This window comes from Acidovorax sp. Root275, assembly GCF_001428965.1.
Lineage (GTDB): Bacteria > Pseudomonadota > Gammaproteobacteria > Burkholderiales > Burkholderiaceae_C > Acidovorax > Acidovorax radicis.
Window position 1 is genome coordinate 709,145 of sequence record NZ_LMJH01000008.1, and the last position, 24,625, is coordinate 733,769.

Sequence of the window (24,625 nt, forward strand, 5' to 3'; positions counted from 1 at the left end):
AAAGCGCAGGCAGCTATTTTATTTGTAGCAAATGCCGGGGATGCATCATGGGCCTCCCGGCACCGCTGCGGTCAGAGCATGGTCTCGCGCTGCTGCTCGGCGCGCGACGCGCCAATCGCGGTTTCCACGTTCTTGACCTCTTCGGGCGGGGGCAGCACCGCAGGCAGGCCCAGCGCCTCGATGGCCAGCTCGCGGCACCAGCCCTTGGTGTGATACAGGTGGTGGTCCTCGTCTTTCTCCACCGCCTGGTGGGCTGCCTTCAACGTCTGGCCCACGTCGCCCGTGGCGACCTCGGCGACCTTGCCCAGCAACTCCCAGTTGGCGTGGTCCTTGGTCTCGGCGTGCACCACGCATTCGCAGGCCACCAATTGGGCGGCGGCGGGGTTGCCTCCCTGTTTGGCCAGCAACATGGCCTTGACCAGGGATTCGCCGATGTGTTTGACCACCGCCCGGCTGGGCGACTGCGCATCCGGGTCCAGGCCCAGGGTGTCGCACAGGCTGCGCACCACATCCTGGTGGGTCAGGGTTTCTTCCAGATAGCCTTCCCACTCCTTCTTGAGATCGGGGTTCACCGCACAGGTGAGCGCAGTGCGGTACACCTGCTCGCCGCCGAGTTCGGTTTCCATCATCTGGAGCACAAGATCATCGAGCTGGTGGCTGTCATAGTGGGCTTTGGGCATGGTTTCTCCTTGGGTGGTGGGGTTGGGAACGGGGTGGGCGCGTCATGCGAGGGTGCGGACCTTGGGTTCGCGCTCCCACTGTCGGGTCTGTGCGGCGGCGATGAAGCCCTGCGCGTCGGCGGGGTCCACCACGCCCGCGTCGGGCTCGATGCCACCGGCTTGCAGGATGGCCTGCGTGCCCTTGCAGGCGGCAATCGCCTTGAGGTGGCCGAACGCATCGCGGAACCAGTCCACGGCGGCGGCCTCCTTGGCCAGCTGTGCGCCCATCTCGGGCGACAGCACCGAGGCCACGGCGTCAAACACGACCGATGGCGTGCCTTGCAGCTGGCCGTCGGCGGGCAGCAGGGTGCCGTCTTTCAGCACTGCTCCGCCCACCTTGGGGGCCACGATCTTCACTGTGCCTCCGGCCTTTTCCACGGCCTTGCGCAGGTTGGCCACCGTGTTGCCGTTGGAGCCATCGGCCACCAGGATGCCGATGCAGCGCCCCTGTAGCGTGGGCTTCATGCGGTCGATGATGCGCAGCGCGGGCGACGGGGGCAGGTCCTGCACCGGCTCGGCGGCGGGCGGGGCGGGGGGCAGCGCCTGCATGCCCAGGCCGTCGGCCACACGCTGGGCCAGTTCGGGGTCTACATGCTGCAGGTGGCCGACCACCGCCTCGCGCACATGCGGCGTGCCCACCTTGGACAGCTCAAACACCAGCGCCGACGCCATGTGCGCCTGCTCCAGCGGGCTCTGGCTGCGAAAGAACATGCGCGCCTGGCTGTAGTGGTCGGCAAAACTCTCGGGGCGCACACGGCCCTTCACACCGTCATCGGCCTGCGCGAAATGGCGGAACCCTTGTGCTTGTGATGCACGCGGCGTATCACCCTGCAGGCTGCTGGGCTCGTAGGCAACGCGGCCTTTGGGCACCTGCATCTGCATGTGGCCGTCGCGCTGCATGTTGTGGAACGGGCACTTGGGCGCATTGATCGGGATCTGCGTGAAGTTGGGCCCGCCCAGGCGCGACAGCTGCGTGTCCAGGTACGAGAACAGGCGGCCCTGCAGCAGCGGGTCGTTGCTGAAGTCGATGCCCGGTGGCACGTTGGCGGGGCAAAACGCCACCTGCTCGGTTTCGGCAAAGAAGTTGTCGGGCCAGCGGTTGAGCACCATGCGGCCGATGGGCTGCAGGGGCACCAGTTCTTCGGGAATGAGCTTGGTGGGGTCCAGGTGGTCGAAGGGGAAGCGCTCGGCGTCCTCCTCGGTGAACAGTTGCACCGACAGCTCCCATTCCGGGAAGTCGCCCCCCTCGATGGCTTCGAACAGGTCGCGCCGGTGGAAGTCGTTGTCCGCCGCCTGCAGCTTCACGGCTTCGTCCCACACCGTGGACTGGATGCCCAGCTTGGGGCGCCAGTGGAACTTCACGAAGGTGCTGTCGCCCGCGGCATTCAGGAGCCGGAAACTGTGCACGCCAAAGCCTTCCATCATGCGCAGGCTGCGCGGGATGGTGCGGTCGCTCATGGCCCACATGACCATGTGCATGGTTTCGGGCATCAGCGAGACGAAATCCCAGAAGGTGTCGTGTGCGCTGGCCGCCTGGGGGAACGCGCGGTCGGGCTCCATCTTCACGGCGTGCACCAGGTCGGGAAACTTCATCGCGTCCTGGATGAAGAACACCGGGATGTTGTTGCCCACCAGATCCCAGTTGCCTTCGGTCGTGTAGAGCTTCACGGCGAAGCCGCGCACATCGCGCGGCGTGTCCACCGATCCCGCGCCGCCTGCCACGGTCGAAAAGCGCGTGAACACAGGCGTCTGCACGCCCACTTCCGTCAGCACCTTGGCCGTGGTGTGGTCCTTGAGCGAATGCGTGAGTTCAAAAAAACCGTGGGCTGCCGAGCCGCGTGCATGCACGATGCGCTCCGGGATGCGCTCGTGGTCAAAGTGCGTGATCTTCTCGCGCAGGATGAAATCTTCCAGCAGCGCGGGGCCGCGTGGCGACGGGCGCAGGGAGTTCTGGTTGTCCGCCACCGGAATGCCCTGCTGCGTGGTCAGCACCGGGTGCTTGCCACCAGCCTGTTGCTGTAGCTCGCCAGCGTTGCCGCGAAAGGTGTCGGACTGGGTGGAAGAGGGCAGTGCGGACGGCGATTTTTTTGCCGCGCCGCGCGAAGTGGGGGTTCGGGCCATGGGCGCTCCTGGGGGTTCTGGGTAATGAAACAAGACCAGCCAACATCGTTGGACCCCCGTGCCTTGCGGGGAGTAGGACACAGCCCCATCCGCGCGTCGTCGTGGTCAGGCAATGGCCCGCTGCCTGTGCTCTGAAGACGCCCGGTGTTTGCTACGCTTGCACCCTCCCCACCAAGGCCCTCCACACCCGTTGCCTTGCGGCGCGACCCGCTCTTTTGCCCTTGCCAGACTGACCGATGTTCTACGCCATCCCCCTCGAAAGCCGGCCCACCTGGCGCAACCCTCCCTGGATGACGGTGGTGCTGATCCTGGTGAACATGCTCGTGTTCTGGGGCCCGCAGCGTTCGGAGGAAAAGGCGCAGGACCGGGCTGCCGCCTTCTATGTGGCCAGCCCTTTGCCCGCTGTGGAAGTCCCGCGTTTTGTGGCCTGGCTGGAGGAAACCGGCGACAAGCACCTCAAAGACGCCCGCGCCCTGCAAAAGGCGGGCGACCACCGCATGCTGCTGCGCTGGATGGAGCAGGAAGACGGCTTTCAGCAGCGCCTGAAAAGCCCGCGTTTTGTGCCGCCCGAAGATCCGCAGTACGCCGACTGGAAGGCCGCACGCACCCAGTACGAAGCCCGGTTGCCTGCCCCCTTCACCCGCCAATGGGCGCAGAGCTTTGAAAAAGACGCGGAGCTGCGGCCCGTCACCTGGCTCACGGCCACGTTTTTGCATGGCAGCACCGGGCACCTCATTGGCAACATGGTGTTTTTGTTTCTGTTCGGCTTTTCGGTCGAGCTGGCACTGGGCCGGGGCTGGTACCTGGCGTTTTACCTGCTGGGTGGCGTGGGCGGCTCGCTGCTGGCGGGCTGGGCCTATGCCGGCATGGGCAGCTATGGCCTGGGTGCCTCGGGTGCCGTGTCGGCCCTCATGGGCATGTACGCCGTGCTGTACCGGCTGCGGCGCGTGCGGTTCTTTTACCAGCTGTTTTTCTACTTCAACTATGTGACCGCGCCTGCGTTGCTGTTGCTGCCCGCGTGGATTGCCAACGAGTTGCTGCAGCACTGGCTCAGCGGAAAGGGTGTGGCCTACATGGCCCACCTGGGCGGGTTGCTGACCGGTGCGTCGCTGATGGCGCTGGCCATGCTGCTGCGCAAGAAACCGATGGAAGTGCCGGTGACGCAGGACGCCGCGCCCGACGACGGTTTTGACACCCATGTGGCCAACGCCCAGCGCCTGGCGAAGGGCATGAAGTTCGAGCAGGCCCTCGCCCAGTGGCGTGCCGCCGCCAAGCTGCGCCCGCAAGACCAGACGGTGCTCAGCGCCTGGTTCAAAACGGCATCGCTGTGGCCCGAGGGCGAAGACTTCCACCGCGCCGCGCGCCGCATCTTTCGCCTGCATGCCCATGACGAGCAGACGCTGCAGTTTCAGCATGCCTGCTACCGCACGTATTTTGAGAAAGCCAAGCCCGGTGCCCGGTTGCAGCCGGACGAAATGGCCCGCCTCTCACGCCGCTTTGCCCGCGCGCAGCAGTGGGGCGATGCGGAAAAGCTGTTCAACGCCTTGCACAAGACCGCCCCCACGCACCCGGAGCTGGGCGAGACACTGGGCATGCTGGTGTCGGCCTTGTGCCATGCGGGGCGGCGGGCGGAGGCGGTGGCGTGGGGGCCGTTGTTGCAGCAACTGGCGCCGGGGAGTGTGGCGTTGCGGGGGCTGGGGTGATGCGGTGATTTTTGGTTGAATTGGGCTCTAGCGCTTATCTGGAAAGTGCTGGATGCTATTGTTTTTATAGTGAATGATTGTCTTCCATCCATTCGGGCTGAGCTTGTCGAAGCCGGGGCGTGTGCGCTGGTTTGGTGGCGTGTTTGTGTGGAGGACGGGAGCCGGGTCTCGGCCCGGCGGCCGAGGTACTTGTTCTTTGCTTCGCCAAAGAAAAGTACNTTCGCTGCGGGGCAACCTGCGTCGGGGCGGTTGCGGGGTGCGCCGTGGAACTCGCTTTGCGCTGGCGCGCGCCGCTCGGACAACCACGGCGAGTCAGTTCACGAAGCACGCGCGCTCCGACGCGCGTGCCACCCCGCAACCGCCCCGCCGCAGGCGCAGCCAGCAGGGGGTTGGGCAGCCGAACATCCAACAGCCGAACAGTCACACGGGCCATTGCTTCGCTCGGCCGCGCCTGCGCAGCGCGTGGCGCTTGCGCCCGCGAGAGGGGCCCGAGCGCAGCAATGGCCCGTGTGGATGTCCGATCCCGGTGGGTTCCCTTCAGGATGCGCCGAGGAGCGGAGGTTTTGGCGGATCAGGGCTCGCGTCTGTTTGAGTGACGCGAAGCGGCGCGAGTTTAGCGAGACCCCGTCAAAACTGAGCACCGCAGGTTGCCCGTAGCGAAGCGAAGGGACGCAGCGTGTAGGGTCGCCTTCTCTTTGGTTACTTTCTCTTGGCGATCCAAGGGAAAGTTACTGCGCCGCGGGGCGCACACCCCGGCCTCCGCCCTCAACCCAGGCACGCCGCACAGATCAGCGAGCGAGCATGCCCAGGCTTCGACGAGCTCAACTCGAACGGTTCAGATCATTCGGAAATCGCTATCAATACCATAGCTACTGGCGCTTATCCAGAAAGCGCTAGAGCCCCAAAAATTCTTCAACCTCCCGCCGCCTGCGGCACATGGTTGCGCAGCAGCCACCGCGTTTCCCGCGTGGCGTCCGTGTCCGGGTGGCGGGACTCCAGCGTGGCCAGCACGCGCAGGGCCATGTCGGCGCGGTTCATGCCTTGCAGCAGCACCCGGGCGACCAGTTCGTAGGCGGCGGGCACGCTGTCGTGGTTTTTGAAGCGGCGGTCAAAGCCCTGCAGCAAGGCCAGCGCGTCTTTGGCGTTGTTCGCATTCCAGGCGGCTTTCGCCAGATGGAGGGTGGCGTTGGCATCCTGCAGCGCAAACTGGGCGTCCTTGGCACGGCAGGTTTGAAAGACCTTGAGCGCTTCGCCGCCCTGGCCCGAGCGCAGCAGCAGCGGGATGTAGCGCTGGGCATGGTCGAGCAGGGTGGCGGTTTTGCCTTCGGCCAGTATCAGCACGCCGTGGTAGCGGCGCTGTGCGGGCACTTCGTCGCTGCGGGTGCGCTGGTCTTCGTAGGCCACACCCAGGGCGCCCACCATGTCCCCGGCGGTGATCAGCTCGGCCACTTGCGCGTCGGTGGCGTCTTGCTCGATCTGGCGGGGGCTGCGGCGGTCCACGGGGGCACCGTCGTCGTCCAGGCCCGCGCCAGGCAACAGGTCAATGCCAAAGGCCGCGTGGTTCTGGTACATGGCGTAGCCCAGCAGGCTGGCCATGACCCAGCTGAAGTAGATGAGCAGCCAGTTGACGATGGGCAGCAGGATCCAGCCCTTGAAGATGGGCACGAGCATGCCCAGCGCGATGAAGGTGCCCTGGCTCAACAAGAAGAGAAACAGGCACAGCAGCAGGTAGGGCCAGCCAATGGTGCGCACGGCGTTCCAGGCGTTGGTGGGGTTCAGGGTTTCGGTAAAGCTGCAGGTCTGCACCAGCACGATCTGCGTGGCGGGCAGCAGAAAACACATGGCCAGCCAGGCCAGCGTGCCCAGCAGGGGGTTCAGGCGCTGCAGCCAGCCCACGGCCATGGCTTGCACGATGAGGATGGCGAACAGCTTCCAGGGCAGGTTCTTCCAGTCCGGGTCCAGCTCGGAAGGGTAGTCCTCGGCCTTGTAGATGCCGCGCGAGCCCAGGGCCGTGACCTTGAAGCCATAGCGCGATGCGGCCAGCAGGATGCCGATCTCCACGATCAGGATGCCCAGGGCGTCGGGCACGAAGAAAATCAGCTTGAACAGCAGGCTGGAGAGTGCCAGCAGCACGCCGTACATCAGCGGCTTGGGTTGCAGCGGAAACGCAAAAAAGGTGTTGATCTGGTGCCAGAACGGGCGGGGCGCCTTTGCGGTTTCGCGCTGCATGGGGTGCCTTGGGCTTATTTGGAGAAGAAGTCGGATTGCGACATCCCGCGCCCGCCCGCAATGCGCACCACGGTGCGCTGGTCGGAGCGCAGGAGCTTCATCTGCCCCATTTCGCGCACGATTTGTTCGTTGAAGGTGGAGCTGAACTGCATGACGGTTTCCCCCATCTTCAGCAGGCTGGTGCCTTTGACCTTGGCGCTTTTGCGGCCCGGTTCGATCTCGATGCTGTCGATGTGGAATTCGAACTCGACCGTCAGGATGCCGCCCATGCGGTCACCGATCTGCTCGAACATCTGCATGCTGGCCTTGAAGGCCTCGCACTGCTGGTCGTGGTTGAGTGTGCTGCGCTGCGTCTGGCCGTTCATCACCGTCTCGTCCTGGATGATGGCCTTGCTGCTGAGCTGTTTGCACATCAGCTCAGCGTCTCGCTTGTAGAGAGCGTGCGCGCTCTGGTCGTAGTAGGCGCGCACCATTTTTTCGTCCAATGTGCGCCCGCCGACAAAGTAATACCAGGCGCCCACACACAGAGCCGCCAGCAATGCGATTTTTTTCACGATTCCCTCTCTCCCGCTTTATTTTGCGGCGCAGTATACCGATGGGTTTGTGCGGGCTGGGCGTAGGCTGCTGCTGGCGCGGAGTCTGCGAACGAGTTGTTACCTTCCGTGTCATCGCAGGACGGGGCGGCCCACGGCATATCGGCTACCCTCGCGGTCGAGTCGGATAGAGGGATGTCAAAAATGAAATTCTTACAACGTGCCCTGGTGTTGTTTTCGGGGGCTTTGGTGTCGCTGGGCGCACACGCCTTGCAGATCACCAGCTTTTCACCGCAGGGCGAAGTGGCGCGCGTGCGGCAGGTGGTGGCCAAGTTCGATGCGGCGGCCGTCAACTTTGGCGACCCCAAGGCGCCCGCACCCATCAGCCTGAGCTGCAGCGACGCCGGTGCCACCAAGGGCACGGGCCGCTGGACGGGCGAACGCGAGTGGGTGTTCGACTTCGAACGCGACCTGCCCCCGGGCGTGCGCTGCACCGCCTCGGTCAAGCCTGGGTTCAAGTCGGCTGCTGGCGCTGAACTGACGGGCGCTAAAAGCTATCAATTCAATAGCGGTGGTCCGTTCGTGCAGACCATCCGCCCCAACCCCTACGAGCAGATCGACGAAGAGCAGTTCTTCGTGCTGCAGTTCAACGGGCCCGCCACCATCGCCAGCATCCAGGCCAATGTGTGGTGCACGGTGGAAGGCGTGGGCGAGCGCGTCCCAGTGCGTTTGATCGAGGGCGCGCAGCGCGCCGAAATATTGAAGACGCTGGGCCTGGAAAAAAGCGCAGCGCAAGACCCCTTGCAATACGCCACGCTGGCCTGCAACCGGCGGTTCACCTCGGGCTCGCGCATGCAGATCGTGTTTGGCAAGGGCGTGGCCACGCCCAGTGGCGTGCCCAACACGGTGGAAAAACGCTTTGACTTCAAGGTGCGCGAGCCGTTCTCGGCCGAGTTCAGTTGTGAGCGCGAGAACGCGCAGGCTGCCTGTTTGCCCATCCGCCCATTGCAGCTGTCCTTCAATGCGCCGGTGCCGCGCAGCCTGGCCACGGCCATCCGCCTCAAGTCGGCCAAGGAAACCCTGAAACCCCAGACGGATGGGGCCATCGAAGGCCAGAAGGGCGATGCGCTGGTCAACAGCGTGCAGTTTGCTGCGCCTTTGGCCGAAAACACGGCCTTCACGCTGGAGCTTCCCAAGGATTTCAAGGATGCCTCGGGCCGCCCGCTGCGCAATGCGGAGAACTTCCCGCTGAAGGTGGCCACCGGCGGCATGCCGCCCCTGGCCAAGTTTGCAGCGGCGCCGTTTGGCATCGTCGAGCGTTTTGCCGAAGGCCCGCGCTCTGAAAAACCCCCGGCATTGCTGCCCGTGACACTGCGCAACGTGGAAGCCGCCCTGCGCGTGCAGGGACTGCAGCCGGGTGCGGCGGTGCCCACAGCGGCGCCTGGCAAGGTCAGCACGCTCAAGCCGCGCACCGATGCCGACATCATTGCCTGGTTCAAGAAAGTGCAGCGCTACGACAGCTACGTGGTGAACCGCAAGCAGGCACGCCAGGACGTGAATGGCCCCCTGCCCAAGGTGCTGGACGACGACAAGGAAACCGTGCAGTCGCGCATGGTGTCGCTGCTGTCCGGCAAGGGCGGCGTGAAGACGCTGGACCTGCCCAAGCCCGCGAGCAACGACCCACGCCCCTTCGAGGTGGTGGGGATTCCGCTGTCGCCCGGTTTCCACGTGGTGGAGATCGCCTCGCAAAAGCTGGGCACTTCGCTGCTGGACGAACGCCATGGCGACGCCCGCACGATGTATGTGCGCACCTCGGCCCTGGTGACCAACCTGGGCGTGCATTTCAAGCTCGGCCGCGAAAACGCGATGGCCTGGGTGACCACGCTGGACAAGGGCCAGCCCGTGCAGGGCGCTACGGTGCGCGTGTCCGACTGCAAGGGCAATGAGCAGGCCCATGCGCAGACCGATGCCCAGGGCGTGGCCCGCTTCGAAGGCCTTTCGTCAGAACCTCCCGGCTGCGGCGATGGCGGCGATGGCGGCGAGTATGGCGAAGGTGGCAACGCCTATTTTGTGAGTGCGCGCCACAAGGATGACGGCGGTGTGGAGGACATGGCCTTCACCTGGAGCGACTGGCAGCGTGGCATCGAGCCCTGGCGCTTCAACGTGCCCACCAGCCGGGCTCCCGCGCCGGACGAACGCGCCCACACCATCTTCGACCGCACGCTGTTCCGCGCGGGCGAAACCGTGTCGATGAAGCACCTGCTGCGCGCCGAAACACGCCAGGGCTTTGCCCTGTCGGGATCGCGTCCCGACACGCTTGTCATCACCCATCTGGGCAGCGGCCAGCAGTTCACCCAGCCGCTGGCGTGGCGGGGCACGGCCACGGGCGGACTCAGCGCGCAAAGTACCTTTGCCATCCCGCCGGCCGCCAAGCTCGGGGTGTACCAGGTCGAGCTGGCAGGCAACGGCACGGTGAACGGCAGCCTTGCGTCGGGTCAGTTCCGGGTGGAGGAGTTCCGCCTGCCCGTGCTGGAGGGGCGCATCACCCCGGTCGAGAAGAAGGCCCTGGTGCGCGTGCGCTCGGTGCCTACCGAGGTGCAGATCAACTACGTGGCCGGTGGCGGGGCGGCGAACCTGCCGGTGCGTGTGTCGGCCATGGTGCGCGGCAAGACGCTGCAATACAGCGACTACGAGACCTTCCGTTTCACCCCGCCGCGCAAGCGCGAGCAGGGCAGTGCGGACAGCGCCAGCAGTGACGACGAGGAAGCCGCGGCCAGCCAGGATGCGCGCGTGATTGCCGACAAGCTGCCGTTGACGCTGAACAAGGACGGCGCAGGTAAGGTCACCATCGACAACGTGCCCCAGGCCCGCCAGCCGCAGGAGCTGCTGCTGGAGGCCACCTATGCCGACCCCAATGGCGAGGTGCAGACGATCCGCAGCACGCAGGCGCTGTGGCCTGCTGGCGTGGTGGCGGGCATCAAGACCGAAGGCTGGGTGTCGGCCCGCCAGAAGATCCGCTTCCAGGCGCTGGCGCTGCAGCACAACGGCAAGCCTGCGCCCGACACCTCGCTGCAGGTGCAGGCCGTGGCGCGCATCACCACCACCACGCGCAAGCGCATGGTGGGGGGCTTCTACAGCTACGACAACCAGACCGAAACGAAAGACCTGGGCACGCTGTGCAGTGGCAAGAGCGATGCGCGTGGCCTGCTGCTGTGTGAATCCAAGCTCGACGAGCCTGGCGAGGTGGAACTGGTGGCGACGGCCACCGACAAGGACGGCAACACCAGCGTGGCCGCCTCGTCGGTGTGGGTCACACGCCAGGGCGAGCTGTGGTTTGGTGGCGAAGACCACGACCGCATCGACCTGCTGCCCGAGAAGAAGAGCTACCAGCCCGGCGAGACCGCCAAGTTCCAGGTGCGCATGCCGTTCCGTTTTGCCACGGCCCTGGTGGCGGTGGAGCGCGAGGGCATCATCGACACCCAGGTGGTGCAGCTCAACGGGCAGGACCCGACCGTGAGCCTGAAGGTGCAGCCCGGCTGGGGCCCCAACGTGTACGTGAGCGTGCTGGCCCTGCGCGGCCGCCTGCGCGAGGTGCCGTGGTACAGCTTCTTCACCTGGGGTTTCAAGGCGCCGGGCGAGTGGTGGACGTCGTTCTGGTACGAAGGCAAGGAATACCAGGCGCCCACCGCACTGGTGGATTTGTCCAAACCTGCGTTCCGTCTGGGCATGGCAGAGATCCGCGTGGGCACGCAGGCCCACCAGATCGACGTGAAGGTGACGGCCGACAAGGAGAGCTATGCCGTGCGCGGCAAGGCCCAGGTCACCATCACCGCCACGCTGCCCGGCGGCAAGCCCGCCGCGAATGCCGAGGTGGCATTGGCCGCCGTGGACCAGGCCCTGCTGGAGCTGATGCCCAACACCAGCTGGAACCTGCTCGAAGCCATGCTGCAGCGCCGCAGCTGGGGCGTGGAGACCTCCACTGCGCAAATGGAAATCATCGGCCGCCGCCATTACGGCAAAAAGGCCGTGCCTGCCGGTGGTGGTGGTGGACGGGCGCAGACGCGCGAGCTGCTCGACACCCTGCTGTTGTGGGAGCCCGCGCTCAAGCTCGATGCCAACGGCCAGGCCAAGGTGACCGTGCCGCTCAACGACGCGCTCACCACCTTCAAGATCGTGGCGGTGGCCGATGCGGCCACGGGCCTGTTCGGCACCGGCAGCACCAGCATCCGCGCCACGCAGGATTTGCAGATCATCAGCGGCCTGCCGCCCCTGGTGCGCGAGGACGACCAGTTCCGCGCCCAGATCACGCTGCGCAACACCACCAAGACGGCGATGAAGGTCGAGGTGGCCCCCCGTGCCACGCTGCTCGACCTGAAGCCACAAACCATTGACATCCCGCCCGAAGAAGCGCGTGAAGTCGCCTGGAGCGTGACAGCACCGGCACAACTGGCGCAAACGCGCGCCGAATCCATCCTGTGGGAGATCGAGGCCAAGGACACGGTGGGCGGCGCGCGCGATGCGCTCAAGGCGCGCCAGCGCATCATCCCGGCCGTGCCACTCACGGTGCAGCAGGCCACGCTGGTGCAGGTGGACGGCAGCTTCAACCTGGATGTGAACCCGCCGGCCGATGCACTGCCGGGCCGGGGTGGCCTGAAGATGTCGCTGCAGCCCAAGCTGGCCGAGGGCCTGCCCGGCGTGCGCGACTGGTGGGCACGCTACCCCTTTGCCTGCCTGGAGCAAAAGACCAGCAAGGCCGTGGGCCTGCGCGATGGCGCGCTGTGGCAAACCGTGGTGGCCCAGTTGCCCACCTACCTCGACAGCGACGGACTGGCCAACTACTTCCCGCCGCGCGACGGCGACAGCAACCGGGGCAGCGACACGCTCACGGCCTATGTGCTGGCCGCCACGCACGAGGCGTCCAGCATCAACCCCGCGTTTGCACTGCCCGACGCCGCCCGCGCGCCCATGGAGCGTGGCCTGATCGCGTTTGTGGAAGGCCGCATCCAGCGCGAGTTCTGGAGCCCGCGCAAGGACCTGGACATGCGCAAGGTGGCCGCGCTGGAGGCGCTGTCGCGCTACGGCAAGGCCCAGGGCCGCATGGTCAGCAGCATCACCATTGCGCCCAACCAGTGGCCCACGCACACGGTGATCGACTGGGTCAACGTCCTCAAGCGCGTGGCCGATGTGCCCGAGCGCGACAAGCGCCTGGCCGAGGCCCAGCAGATCCTGCGCAGCCGCCTGTCGTTCCAGGGCACCAAGCTCATCTTCAGCACCGAACAGGATGACTACTGGTGGTGGCTGATGCAAAACGGCGACGTGAACACGGCACGCCTGATGCTGGCCGTGATGGACGACCCCACCTGGAAGGACGACATGGGCCGGCTGGCCAACGGCTTCATCAGCCGCCAGCAAGCGGGCGCCTGGCACACCACCACGGCCAACCTGTGGGGCGGGCTGGCGCTGGAGAAATTCAGCGCCAAGTTCGAGGCCGTGCCGGTCTCGGGCACCACCAAGGCCACGATGTCTGGCAGCAGTGCCACCGTGGACTGGAGCAAGGTCGAGCGCGTGAAGGCCAGTGACGCCACGGGCGCCGCGCACCAGACGACCTGGTTCGGAGCCCCCGCATCGCCCGGCAACCTCAAGAACAACGACATGTTCCTGGCCTGGGGCAAAGCGGGTGGCAAGGAAAGCCTGGCGGTGGCCCACCAAGGGCCGGGCAAGCCGTGGCTCACGCTGCAGTCCGTGGCCGCCATCCAGCTCAAGGCGCCGTTTGCTGCAGGCTATGCCATCAAGAAGACCGTCACGCCGGTGGAGCAGGCCAACAAGTCGCTGCCCGCAGGCCAGTACACACGCGGCGACGTGCTGCGCGTGACGCTGGAGGTGAACGCCAGTGCCGATATGACCTGGGTGGCCATCACCGACCCGATCCCGGGGGGCGCCACCATCCTGGGCAGCGGCCTGGGGCGTGACTCCGCCATTGCCACGCAGGGCGAGAAGCCCCGCAGCGGCAGCGGCTGGCCCGCGTTCGAGGAGCGCAGCTTCGAGGCCTTCCGCAGCTATTACGAGTACCTGCCCAAGGGCACGGTGAAGATGGAGTACACCGTGCGCTTGAACAACGTGGGCGACTTTGCCTTGCCGCCCAGCCGCGTCGAAGCCATGTATGCGCCCGAGATGTTTGGCGAAGTGCCCAATGCGCGCGTGAAGGTGGAACCAGCCCGGTAGACTGCAGAGAGACCACCATGCCCCACCGTGCCTTGAGCCAACCCCCAGCCCACGCGCCATGAGCCTCAGTGTGTTTGTGGAACTGCGGTTCTGGGTGCTGGTGGCGTTCTCGCTGGTGCTGCCTGCGGGCATCTACGGGCTGCTGCTGGCGACCCGGTCCATCTCGCGCATGGCGGTGCTGGGCTTTGGCGTGGCGCTGGTGCTGATTGCGGGGGTGGACGTGTACCTGCTGCAATCGCTCGCGTCCCTGGCCAAGACCACCCCGTCGCTGGCGGACGATGCGATGTTCATCTCCGAGCTGTCCATCGCGCTCTATGTGCTGCCCGTGGTGTTTGGTGGCATTGGCGTCAACCTGATTTCGCACGTGCTGCTGCGCCACCTGAGCGAGGCCGAAACCCGGTTTGACCGGGAGCACTCCGATGGCTGAACGGCGGTGGGCCGTGCGCCGCTGGTGCGCTGGCTGGGCTTTGTGGGTGGCGTGTGGGTCGGCCGCCTGGGCTATCCCCGCATTTGACGAGGTGCATGCCGACTTCAAACCGTCCGACACCCTCGTCCTCTCGCGCGAGGGCGAGGTGCTGCAGCGCCTGCGCACCGATGCCACGGTGCGGCGCGGCCAGTGGGTGCCACTCGCCGACGTGTCGCCCGCGCTGCGCACGGCCCTGGTGCTCAGCGAGGACAAGCGGTTTTTTGAACACAGCGGGGTGGACTGGCGCGCTGCGTCGGCGGCAGCCTGGGGCAACCTGTGGAACCAGCGCACGCGCGGGGCCAGCACCATCACCATGCAGCTGGCGGGTTTGCTCGACGGTGACTGGCGCCAGGGCCCCGGCGGGCGCACCGTGGCGCAGAAGCTGGGCCAGACCGTGGCCGCGCAGGTGTTGGACCGGCGCTGGCGCAAGGACCAGATCCTGGAGGCCTACCTCAACCTCGTGCCGTTTCGCAGCGAGTTGGTGGGCATTGATGCGCTCTCCCGCACGCTGTTTGGCAAGGCCGCCCATGGACTGGATGACCGCGAGGCGGCCGTGGCGGCGGCGCTGGTGCGCGCGCCCAATGCGCGGCCTGCGCTGGTGGCGCAGCGGGCCTGTGGTGTGCTGCGCGACATGCAGCAGCGCCCCGGCAGCACCCAGCCGGCGGCTGCGCGCGTGGACTGCGATGCGCTGGACTTGTTCACCACCGCCGCGCTGCAGCGCCGTGCGTTTGATGCGAGCGAGGGCGTGGCCCCGCACTTTGCACGTTATCTGCTGCGCCAGCGGTCCAAGGACGCGGCGGTGCCTGAACGCCTGCCCAGCACGCTGCGCGCGCCGCTGCAGCGTTTTGCCGTGCAGAGCCTGCAGCAGCAGCTGCGCGAACTGCGCGGACGCAATGTGGAAGACGGCGCCGTGCTGGTGCTCGACAACGCCACGGGCGCGGTGCTGGCCTGGGTGGGGTCTTCGGGGCAGCTCAGCCAGGCCCGCGAGGTGGATGGTGTGCTGGCCCTGCGCCAGCCGGGCTCCACGCTGAAGCCGTTTTTGTATGCACAGGCCATCGAGCAGCGGCGGCTCACGGCGGCTTCCCTTGTGGATGACTCGCCCGCGCACATTGCCACCCCCGGGGGGTTGTACATCCCGCAGAACTACGACCGGCAGTTCAAGGGATGGGTGTCCGTGCGTACGGCGCTGGCCGCGTCGCTCAACGTGCCGGCGGTGCGCACCCTGGTCATGGTCTCGCCCGACGCGTTCCACCGGCAGCTGCGCGCGGTGGGCCTGCCGCTGCGTGAAAGCGGCGACTATTTTGGCTACAGCCTTGCGCTGGGCAGCCCGGAGGTGCCGCTGCTGCACCTGACCAACGCCTTTCGCACGCTCGCCAACGGCGGGCGGGCCAGTCCTGTTGCAGGCACGCTGGCCAACGGCGGGCGCGTCAGCGCCGTGGCGCTGGCCGATGCCAAGCCGCACTTCACGCCCGCCATCGACCCGCGTGCCGCGTTCATCGTGGGCGACATCCTCTCGGACGGCAATGCGCGTGCGCGCACCTTTGGCACCGACAGCGTGCTGGCCACGCGTTTCTGGACGGCCGTGAAAACCGGCACCAGCAAGGACATGCGCGACAACTGGGCCGTGGGCTGGTCCGAGCGCTACACCGTGGGTGTGTGGGTGGGCAACGCCAGCGGCGCTGCCATGCACGATGTCAGCGGCACCAGTGGCGCGGCGCCCATCTGGGCGGCGGTGATGGGGTTTTTGCATGCGCGCGAACCCAGTCGCGCCCCCAAGGCCCCCCTGGGCCTGGCCCGTGCTGCGGTGCGGTTTGGGCCTGCCGCGCCGCAGCCCGGAAGCCCGGGCGACCACCCGCCGCTGGAGGCTGCACGGGAAGAATGGTTTGTGCAGGGTACCCAGCAAGCGCTATTTGCTATTGATTCGGTAGCTAATAACCAATACGTATCAAGCGCTGGTGTCAAAAAAGATCCAAAAAATTCCGCACAAAGTGGCGTGACTTCCGTCGCTGGCCTGGCTGCACGCATCACCGCGCCAGCCCCCGGCACCATCATTGCACTCGACCCCGACATTCCCCCCACACGCCAGCGCCTGCAGTTAACAGCCACGGGCGAAGGGTTGTGGTGGCGCATGGACGGCAAGCCGCTCGGGCGCGGCGCGCGGGTGGCCTGGCTGCCCTGGCCGGGGCGCCACGTGGTGCAGATCACCGATGCCGGGGGACAGGTGCTGGACGAGATCCGCATCGAGGTGCGCGGTGCGGGTGCCGTGGCCCCCGCACCCAGGGGCACTGCGCATTGACGCCGTGAAGTCCGAGGAATACGGTGTGGCTTGCCGCCGGGGCATGCTGCAGCGGGGCGCCTAGAATCGTTACAAGATATTTCTATGCCTTTTCTGCGCCAGTTCTTCTCCCACCGCCTGATCTGGCTTTCGCTGCTGCTCTCGCTGGGGATCGGTGCCATCTTTGCGCGCACGATCTGGAGCATCCGCAACGACGAATGGAGCTACGCCAGCCAGAACAATGCCAACCTGGTGCGCACTCTGGAGCAAGGGCTGAGCTGGACCCTGGATACGTTTGACCAGTCGCTGGAGGGGGTGACCCGGGAGGTCAGCCGCCCGGAAGTCTGGGCGCTGCCTGCGGATCTGCGCTCCCGCCTGGTGTTTGACAACTCGCTGCGCGCGCGCGCCGGGGGGGTGTGGGTGCTGGATGCAGACGGCCATGTCGTGCTGGATTCGAACTCCAATGCCCCCAGCAAGCTCAACTTTGCGGACCGCGACTACTTCACCGCGTTCAAGTCCGGTGGGCACAAAGGGTTGTTCATCGGGCGTCCCGTTCCCTCGCGCGTCACGGGGCTCAACATTCTTCCCCTGTCGCGCGCCTATTTTCATGCGGACGGCAGTTTTGCGGGCGTTGTGGTGGGGGCGGTTCGCCTGAGCGTTTTCAACGAACTGTTTGGGGCGCTGGAGCTGGGGCTCAACAGTGGCGTGAACCTGTTGCGCAGCGACGGCGTGATGATCACCAGGTTCCCCTATGGCGACGCCGATGTGGGCCGCAGCCTGGCGGGCACGCCCAACATGCTGCGGTTTCAGCAAGAGGGCTCGGGCTCGTTTGTGGGCACCTCGATCGTCGATGGTGTGGAGCGCCTGTATACGTTTCGCCCGGTGGGGCGCTATCCGCTCATCATCAATGTGGCGCAATCCGCAGACTCCGTGCTGGCCAAGTGGACCCGCAGCGCCTGGGTGCTGGGCGGCTTCGCGCTGCTGCTGATGGTCAGTTGTGTGGGGCTGGCCACGCTGTTTGTGCGCGAACTCACGCTGCGCCAGCAGGTTTCGGCGCGCCTGCGCGAGGCCGAGCACAACACCCGCACCATTCTCGACAACATGCCCTCGATGATTGGCTACTGGGATGGCGACCTGCGCAACCGGTTTGCCAACCAGGCGTACTTTGAATGGTTTGGCGTGTTGCCGGAGCGCATGCCCGGCATGCTCCTTGCGGATCTGCTTGGCCCGGAGCTTTTCGCGCAGGACCAACCCTACCTTGACAGGGCACTGCAGGGCCAAGCGCAGTTGTTTGAGCGCACAGGGGTCGATGCACATGGGGTGGTGCGCCACACCATGGTCTCCTATGTGCCCGATGCCGAAGGTGGCAAGGTGCGGGGCATCTTTGTGCAGGTGACGGATATCTCCGAACGCAAGCGCATGGAGAACGAGCTGTTTGATGAAAAGGAGCGGGTGCGCCTCACGCTGCAGTCGATCGGCGACGCTGTGGTTTGCGCCGACGCCCGTGGCATCGTCACCTACCTCAACCCCGTGGCGGAACGCCTGACCGGCTGGCAGGCCTTTGATGCAGCGGGCCGCCGTATTGATGAGGTGGTGGTGCTGCGCAACCCCGACAACGACAGCGTGCTCGCCAGCTCGCTGCTGGCGGCGATCCAGAGCGGAACCGTCGCTGGGTCGGTGCGCGGCGTGCTGGTGCACCGCACCAGCGGCCAGCGGTTCCAGGTGGACAAGACCTCCAGCCCCATCACCGACCGCCTGGGCGCCGTGACCGGCGCCGTGGCCGTGCTGCGCGATGTGACCGAATCGGTGGTCATGGCCGAGCGCATGGCGCACCTGGCCCAGTACGACGCGCTGACCGACCTGCCCAACCGCGTGCTGCTGCAGGACCGCGCCCAGCTGGCCATTTCGCAGGCCCGCCGCTATGGCAAGTGCCTGGCCGTGATGTACCTGGACCTGGATGGTTTCAAGGACGTGAACGACACCCTGGGCCACGATGTGGGTGACCTGCTGCTGGTGCAGTTTGCGCAGCGCCTGAAAACCGCCGTGCGCGCGTCGGACACCGTGTGCCGCCAGGGCGGCGACGAATTTGTGGTGCTGCTGCCAGGCCTGGACGGTGCCGAGGCCGCCTGCAACGTGGCGCGCAAGATGCTCGCGTCGTGCGATGTGCCTTTCGAGCTGGGAGGGCGCCTGTTGCAGGTCGGGCTCAGCGGGGGCATCGCGCTTTTTCCGCAGCATGGCGACACGTTCGATGCGCTTTCGCGCCATGCCGACAGCGCGATGTACGCCGCCAAGCGCGGCGGGCGCATGCGCTTCATGCTCCACCGGGGGCCGGACGCCGATCCCGAGGTGGTGTTGGCCCCAGAGGCTGCAGGCCAGGGCCAGTAAGCACAGTTGCCTGTGTGGTGCTGATGTGCTATTTAATTGATAGCTAATTGCGCATGTCTGATAAGCGCCAGGGCACATTTTTGTCTGAGAATCTGCCTGCAGCGCCATCCTGGTGTCGCGCCGTCTTGGAAATTTGTTGCAGCCCTGCGCAAATAATTTTGATGGCCCACCCGCAGGCAAGTGCCTACCATTCGGCGCAGTCCTGTCTGCCCCCCTGTGCAACCCCTTTCTGGAGTGTCCGCGTGCCCGATCTGTCCAAAATCACCTGCATCGAAGACCTGCGTGCCGTCGCCCAGCGCCGTGTGCCGCGCATGTTTTATGACTACGCCGATTCGGGCTCGTACACCGAGGGCACCTACCGCGCCAACGAAAGCGACTTCCAGCGCATCAAGCTGCGCCAGCGCGTGGCCGTGAACATGGAAGGCCGCAGCACCCGCACCACCATGGTCGGGCAGGACGTGGCCATGCCCGTGGCCATCGCGCCCACCGGCCTCACGGGCATGCAGCATGCCGACGGAGAAATTCTGGGTGCCAAGGCCGCCAAGGCGTTTGGCATCCCCTTCACACTCTCGACCATGAGCATCTGCTCCATCGAGGACATTGCCGAGCACACGGGCCGCCATCCGTTCTGGTTCCAGGTGTATGTGATGCGCGACCGCGACTTCATCAATCGCCTGATCGACCGCGCCAAGGCCGCCAACTGCTCGGCTCTGCAGCTCACGCTGGATCTGCAGATCCTGGGCCAGCGCCACAAGGACATCAAGAACGGCCTGTCCGCGCCGCCCCGGCCCACACTGGCCAACCTCATCAACCTGGCCACCAAGCCCCGCTGGTGCCTGGGCATGCTGGGCACCCCGCGCCGCTCGTTCGGCAACATCGTGGGCCATGCCAAGGGCGTGGGCGACCTGTCCTCGCTCTCGTCGTGGACGGCCGAGCAGTTCGACCCGCAGCTCAACTGGGGCGATGTCGAATGGATCAAGAAGCGGTGGGGCGGCAAGCTGATTCTCAAGGGCATCATGGACGCCGAAGACGCCCGCCTGGCGGTGGACAGCGGCGCCGATGCGCTCATCGTCAGCAACCACGGTGGCCGCCAGCTCGATGGCGCGCCGTCCTCCATCGCCGCGCTGCCCGGCATTGCTGCGGCGGCAGGCAAGGACATCGAAGTGTGGATGGACGGCGGCATCCGCAGTGGGCAAGACGTGCTCAAGGCCCGCGCGCTGGGCGCCCAGGGCACGCTGATCGGCCGCAGCTTTCTGTACGGCCTGGGCGCCTACGGAGAGGCGGGCGTGACGCGCGCGCTGCAGATCATCCAGAAAGAGCTGGACATCACCATGGCGTTCTGCGGCCACACCAACATCAACACCGTGGACCAGTCCATCCTGCTGCCTGGCACCTATCCCACGGCGTGACCCTTCAACGCGCGCCCACCCGCGGCGCGTATTTGAGCGTAGCGAGATAAGCGACCACGTCTTCGCGCTCACGTTCGTCGTCCAGCCGGTAGTCCATGCCCTGGCCGGGGATCAATGCCTCGGGGTTGGTCAGCCAGGCCTTCAGCGTGGCGCGCGTCCACAGGATCTTGCTGCTGCGCAGCGCGGGCGAATAGTCAAAGTCTTTCAAGGCCCCCGCGCGGCGGCCCACCACGCCCACGTGCGCGGGGCCGTCGCCATGCAGGGCCACGCTGTGGCAGCTGCTGCAATGCGCTGCATAGACGGCACGGCCGCGCTCCACCGACTGGGCCGCGCCAGGGCTGTGCGCGGCCGACAGCAGGGCTGCCACCACACTGGCAAGACGTAGGGAGGGCAGCGGGGCGAGGTGTTTCATGGATGGTTTCAGCGTGCGATGGGTTTTGGTGGGCCGTGTGGCGGGGTGCCCGCAGTAGCCCCCGCAATACGGACGGACTTGCCGGCTGGATTCAAAGCGCGTTCCACGTTCGGGGTGTGTCCCCCGCTGCCGGGGTAGCCTGGGCAGAGCGTGGGTGCCGGAAAACACGGTTTTTTGCCCGCAGCTGCATCCAGATGGCCCGCTGTGGCGTATTCACCCACAGCAAACCCCTGCAATCCCGTGAAAACCGGCCAATCCCAGAGAATGGGCGCATGAGCACCCCCCAACCAGACCGTGAACTGATGGACCTCCTCGACCGCATCGCTGCGCAGGATGACTCCGCGCTCAAAAGGCTGTACGAGCGCACCTCGTCACCGCTTTTTGGCCTGGCCTTGCGCATAGTTCGCAACCGCGATGTGGCGGAGGACGTGCTGCAGGAAGCTTTTTTGAGCATCTGGCGCGGCGCCAGCAACTACCGCGCATCGCTCAGCCCGCCGATGGCGTGGATGGGGCTCATCGTGCGCAGCCGTGCGCTGGATGCGCTGCGCAAGCGCACCAGCGACCGGGTGGACCTCATGAACGAGCTGGACGACGAGCTGGCCCAGACGCTGGAGGGCGATTCGCCCAACCCCATGGATGCCGCCGACGCCAGCGAGCAGTCGTTTGCGCTGCACCATTGCCTGGGCAAGCTCGACCACAAACAGCGCGAGGTGGTCAGCCTCGCCTACCTGCGCGACCAAAGCCACGGCGAGCTGGCCGAGCAGCTCAAGCTCCCGCTGGGCACGGTCAAGACCTGGATTCGCCGGGGGCTGGAGCAACTGCGCACCTGCATGGCGCGGTACGCCTGAGCACGGAAGGTCCACCATGAACATCACCCAACACCCCGACCTGCTCGACCGCCTGGCTGCCAGCTATGCCCTGGGCACGCTGCGCGGCGGCGCCCGCCGCCGTTTTGAAACCCTGGCCCGCGAGCACGCCACCGTGCGCGCCGCCGCCCTGGTGTGGCAGACCCGCTGGTCGGGCCTGACCGAGCTGCAAGCTGCGGTAGACCCCGCCCCCTCCGTCTGGACACGCATCGACAACCTCGTGCAGGCCGACCGGTCTGCGGCGGCCCTGCGGGCTGCGCGGGCCGCCGAATCGGCCGCAGCCCACGGCGGCTGGTGGCGCAACCTGCTGGTATGGCGCGGCGCCGCAGCCGCGGGTGCCATCGCCACGCTGGCGGCCGTGGTGGTGGGCGTGCAGGTCAACGGCGGCCTGCGCACCACCACCGGTGCGCAGATTGCCGCACTGCAGCAGCAGCTGCAGGCCACACCCCAGATCCAGTACGTGGCCGTGCTGGCCGACGACAAGGCGGATGCCTCGATGCTGGTCACCTTCGACCCCAAGAACAACCAGCTCGTGCTGCAGCGGGTGGGCGGTTTCCAGGAGGGCGCAGACAAGTCGCTGCAGCTGTGGGCGCTGCCGCCTGCGGGGGGACCGCGTTCGCTCGGTGTGCTGGGGCAGGACAAGCTGCTCAAGCTCGTGGCCCAGGAGGGCGACGTGAAAGAGGTGCCCACGCTGGCCATCAGCCTGGAGCCGCTGGGCGGCGTGCCGAGCGCCACGGGCCCCACGGGGCCGGTGCTGTTCAAGGGTGAGCTGATTCAGCGAATGCTTTAAGAACCTGTTCACGGGCCCTCGCGACCCCTGGCGACATCGTGGACAGATTCATGGCCCGAGGCGGGGCCGGACAGCGGCTGGCAGGCACACATGCGGACTGCCGCAGGGGCGATCAACTATTTTTGTCGTTTTTGAATCCATTGCGTGGCGCAGGGCGTATGTAGAAGGCAACATCTTCTTACAACTGCTTTTCACTGGAGACCGCGATGAATCACTGGCATCGAACCGCGCTGTTGGCGGCCCTGGCAACCACGGCCGGGCTGGCCCAGGCCGACACCGGCAAGCTGCTGCTCACGGGCGGCGTCAGCACCATTGCCGGGTCGGCCGGTGGCGGGCTGACCCCCTGGGCGGTGATCGGCAGCAACGCCACCGAAGGCGAGGTGGGCTTCAGCGGCTACGCCACCCGCGCGGCCACCCAAGACTACAGCCTGAACGGCTACGGCGTGGCCGTGGGCTTGTTCGACAGGGTGGAGCTGTCGCTGGCGCGGCAGGACTTTGACGCCTCGCCCGCCATAGCGCTCAATGGCATTGCGCCCTTTGGCGTGACGCCGGGGCAGCACATCAAGATGGATGTGGTGGGCGTCAAGGTCAAGGTGGCGGGCGACGCCGTGCTGAACGCCGACAGCTGGATGCCACAGATCGCCGTGGGGCTGGAGCACAAGCGTGTGCACCCGGGCTCCATCGGGTCGGTGCTCGACTTTTTGGGCACCAAGACCAGCGGCACCGACGTGTATGTGAGCGCCACCAAACTGTTGCTCGCGCAGAGCCTGCTGGTCAACGGCACGCTGCGCTCCACCAACGCCAACCAGAACGGCCTGCTGGGTTTTGGCTCTGCCGCGCCGGGCAAGAACAGCCGCAGCCTGCAGCCCGAGTTCTCCGTGGCCTACCTCATCAACAAGAACCTGGCGGTGGGTGCCGAAGTTCGCTTCAAGCCCAACAACCTGCAGGCGCTGGGCGCCGCTGCGGGCCTGGGCGCTGCGCTGCGCGAAGACGACTGGAAAGACATCTTCGTTGCCTGGGCGCCCAGCAAGAACCTGTCGCTGACGCTGGCCTACGTGGACCTGGGCCGCATCGTCCCCGGTGTCACCCACAACCGCCGCCAGACGGGTTACTACCTGTCGGCCCAGGTTGCTTTCTGACGTGGCAGCGCGCATTCCCCCTTTGGAGATTTCCATGAAGCACCACACCCTGATCGCCTGGGCACTCGCCCTGGGCGGCCTGCTGGCCCTGCCAGCAATCGCACAAACAACGGGCGCTGCAGCCCCAGCGGCTGCACACGCACCGGCGGGCCTGTACCAGGCCCTGGGCGAAAAGCCCGGCATCACCCGCCTGATGGACGATTTTGTGAACCGCGTGGTGAAAGACCCGCGCATCGGCGGCCACTTCAAGGACGTGAAGCCCGCCGCGCTCAAAGAGAGCCTGACCGACCAGATCTGCCAGTTGAGCGGTGGCCCTTGCAAATATGAAGGCGCTGACATGAAATCGGCCCATGCCGACATGGACATCAACAAGGGCCACTTCAACGCCCTGGTGGAGGTGCTGCAAAGCGCCATGGATGCCCAGGGCATACCGTTCGCTCAGCAAAACCGCCTGCTGGCCTTGCTGGCGCCCATGCACCGGGACGTGATCACCATCCGCTGAAGCTGTTGATATGAAAAATACTATGGTTTTTATAGCTGCTAGCGCTTTACTGACAAGCGCTGGCGCCGGAAATGTGCAAATCCAGGTGCTGGACCGCGAGGGCAAGCCGGTGCCCGAAGCCGTGGTGGTGGTGTACCCCGCTGCTTCGCCGGGCGCGGCCCCCAGCCTGCTGCAGGCCAGCCCCACCATCGAGCAGGAGCGCATGCGGTTTGTGCCCGCCCTGACGGTGGTGATGCCCGGCACCACGGTGCGGTTTACCAACCAGGACCGCTGGGACCACCATGTGCGCGGCGCCGCCGCAGGCCTGTCGTCCGCCCCAGCCACCAGCGGCTTCGAGCTGCGCCTGGAGGGCAAGACCGACGGCAAGCCGGCCAACTCCTTCGAGGTCAAGCTCGACACGGCCGGTGTGGTGCTGTTGTCGTGCCACCTGCACGGCTCCATGCGCGGCCATGTGTTTGTGACGGATTCGGCCTGGACGCTCAAGACCGATGCCGACGGCATCGCCCGCTTTGCCAGCGTGCCCGACGGCGCGGCCCAGGTGCGCGTCTGGCATGCCGAGCAACTGGTGGACTTGCCCCGCAAGGCGTTGAACGTGGCCCCGGGGCCGGTGCTGGACACCGTGCAGCTGAGCGTGGTGCCGCGCGTGCGGCGCGCACCGCCAGCGGCGCCTTCCAATACGCCGGGTGGGCCGACCGGGGGGTATAGCCAGGGACCAGTTGGGCATGGAGAGCAGGTTGCGCATCGGCATTGAGGGGCTGGTGGCTGTTGTTGCTTCTGGCTTTTGCTAAGGGCGGGAGCCGGGTCTCGGCCCGGCGGCCGAGGTACTTGTTCTTTGCTTCGCCAAAGAAAAGTAC

The 24,625-nt window shown here is 66.3% G+C and carries 16 protein-coding genes; 11 read left to right on the forward strand and 5 right to left on the reverse strand.

The window, feature by feature from the left end:
* Positions 1-71: 71 nt before the first annotated feature.
* Both ASE52_RS13335 and ASE52_RS13340 read right to left on the reverse strand, forming a co-directional pair.
* A complete protein-coding gene (locus ASE52_RS13335; protein ID WP_057226678.1) occupies positions 72-680 on the reverse strand; it encodes a hypothetical protein in 609 nt (202 codons plus the stop codon).
* Between the two features lie 42 nt (positions 681-722).
* A complete protein-coding gene (locus ASE52_RS13340; protein ID WP_057226680.1) occupies positions 723-2,840 on the reverse strand; it encodes a catalase in 2,118 nt (705 codons plus the stop codon).
* A 236-nt stretch (positions 2,841-3,076) separates the two neighbouring features.
* On the opposite strand from ASE52_RS13340, the gene ASE52_RS13345 reads away from it, so the two are divergent.
* Positions 3,077-4,543 carry a rhomboid family intramembrane serine protease gene (locus tag ASE52_RS13345; RefSeq protein WP_057226682.1) on the forward strand — a complete coding sequence of 489 codons (1,467 nt, stop codon included), beginning with the start codon at positions 3,077-3,079 and terminating at the stop codon, positions 4,541-4,543.
* Between the two features lie 912 nt (positions 4,544-5,455).
* Here the strand turns inward: ASE52_RS13345 and ASE52_RS13350 are convergent.
* Complete coding sequence (locus tag ASE52_RS13350) at positions 5,456-6,772, reverse strand: hypothetical protein (protein ID WP_057226684.1); 1,317 nt, start codon at positions 6,770-6,772, stop codon at positions 5,456-5,458.
* Positions 6,773-6,786: 14 nt separating this feature from the next.
* A complete protein-coding gene (locus ASE52_RS13355; RefSeq protein ID WP_057226686.1) occupies positions 6,787-7,326 on the reverse strand; it encodes a hypothetical protein in 540 nt (179 codons plus the stop codon).
* A 183-nt stretch (positions 7,327-7,509) separates the two neighbouring features.
* Between ASE52_RS13355 and ASE52_RS13360 the strand changes: the two genes are divergently transcribed.
* The 5 genes from ASE52_RS13360 to ASE52_RS13380 all read left to right on the forward strand — a co-directional run bounded on the left by ASE52_RS13360 (position 7,510) and on the right by ASE52_RS13380 (position 20,062).
* On the forward strand, positions 7,510-13,527 hold the full coding sequence (locus ASE52_RS13360) for an MG2 domain-containing protein (RefSeq protein WP_057226688.1): 6,018 nt from the start codon (positions 7,510-7,512) through the stop codon (positions 13,525-13,527).
* A 58-nt stretch (positions 13,528-13,585) separates the two neighbouring features.
* Positions 13,586-13,954, forward strand: coding sequence for a hypothetical protein (locus tag ASE52_RS13365; protein ID WP_010463620.1), 369 nt, complete (start codon positions 13,586-13,588; stop codon positions 13,952-13,954).
* Positions 13,947-16,289, forward strand: a complete 2,343-nt coding sequence (gene pbpC / locus ASE52_RS13370; RefSeq protein ID WP_241776998.1) for a penicillin-binding protein 1C — start codon at positions 13,947-13,949, stop codon at positions 16,287-16,289. Before ASE52_RS13365 ends, pbpC begins: the two co-directional genes overlap by 8 nt.
* A gap of 84 nt (positions 16,290-16,373) precedes the next feature.
* Positions 16,374-18,653, forward strand: coding sequence for a diguanylate cyclase (locus ASE52_RS13375; RefSeq protein ID WP_010463626.1), 2,280 nt, complete (start codon positions 16,374-16,376; stop codon positions 18,651-18,653).
* 242 nt (positions 18,654-18,895) lie between these two features.
* The gene (locus ASE52_RS13380) at positions 18,896-20,062 is read left to right on the forward strand and encodes an alpha-hydroxy acid oxidase (protein WP_010463628.1); all 1,167 of its coding nucleotides are present in this window, start codon (positions 18,896-18,898) and stop codon (positions 20,060-20,062) included.
* 4 nt (positions 20,063-20,066) lie between these two features.
* Here ASE52_RS13380 and ASE52_RS13385 read toward each other — a convergent pair whose 3' ends face one another.
* Complete coding sequence (locus ASE52_RS13385; protein ID WP_057226691.1) at positions 20,067-20,474, reverse strand: c-type cytochrome; 408 nt, start codon at positions 20,472-20,474, stop codon at positions 20,067-20,069.
* A gap of 272 nt (positions 20,475-20,746) precedes the next feature.
* Between ASE52_RS13385 and ASE52_RS13390 the strand changes: the two genes are divergently transcribed.
* The 5 genes from ASE52_RS13390 to ASE52_RS13410 all read left to right on the forward strand — a co-directional run bounded on the left by ASE52_RS13390 (position 20,747) and on the right by ASE52_RS13410 (position 24,522).
* A complete protein-coding gene (locus ASE52_RS13390) occupies positions 20,747-21,322 on the forward strand; it encodes a sigma-70 family RNA polymerase sigma factor (RefSeq protein ID WP_057227242.1) in 576 nt (191 codons plus the stop codon).
* A gap of 16 nt (positions 21,323-21,338) precedes the next feature.
* A complete protein-coding gene (locus tag ASE52_RS13395; RefSeq protein WP_057226693.1) occupies positions 21,339-22,130 on the forward strand; it encodes an anti-sigma factor in 792 nt (263 codons plus the stop codon).
* A gap of 206 nt (positions 22,131-22,336) precedes the next feature.
* Positions 22,337-23,269: a DUF3034 family protein gene (locus tag ASE52_RS13400; RefSeq protein WP_010463637.1), complete on the forward strand. Its 933-nt coding sequence runs from the start codon at positions 22,337-22,339 to the stop codon at positions 23,267-23,269.
* Between the two features lie 34 nt (positions 23,270-23,303).
* Positions 23,304-23,771, forward strand: coding sequence for a group 1 truncated hemoglobin (locus tag ASE52_RS13405; protein ID WP_010463638.1), 468 nt, complete (start codon positions 23,304-23,306; stop codon positions 23,769-23,771).
* 73 nt (positions 23,772-23,844) lie between these two features.
* Complete coding sequence (locus ASE52_RS13410; protein WP_010463640.1) at positions 23,845-24,522, forward strand: plastocyanin/azurin family copper-binding protein; 678 nt, start codon at positions 23,845-23,847, stop codon at positions 24,520-24,522.
* The last annotated feature ends 103 nt before the right edge of the window (positions 24,523-24,625 follow it).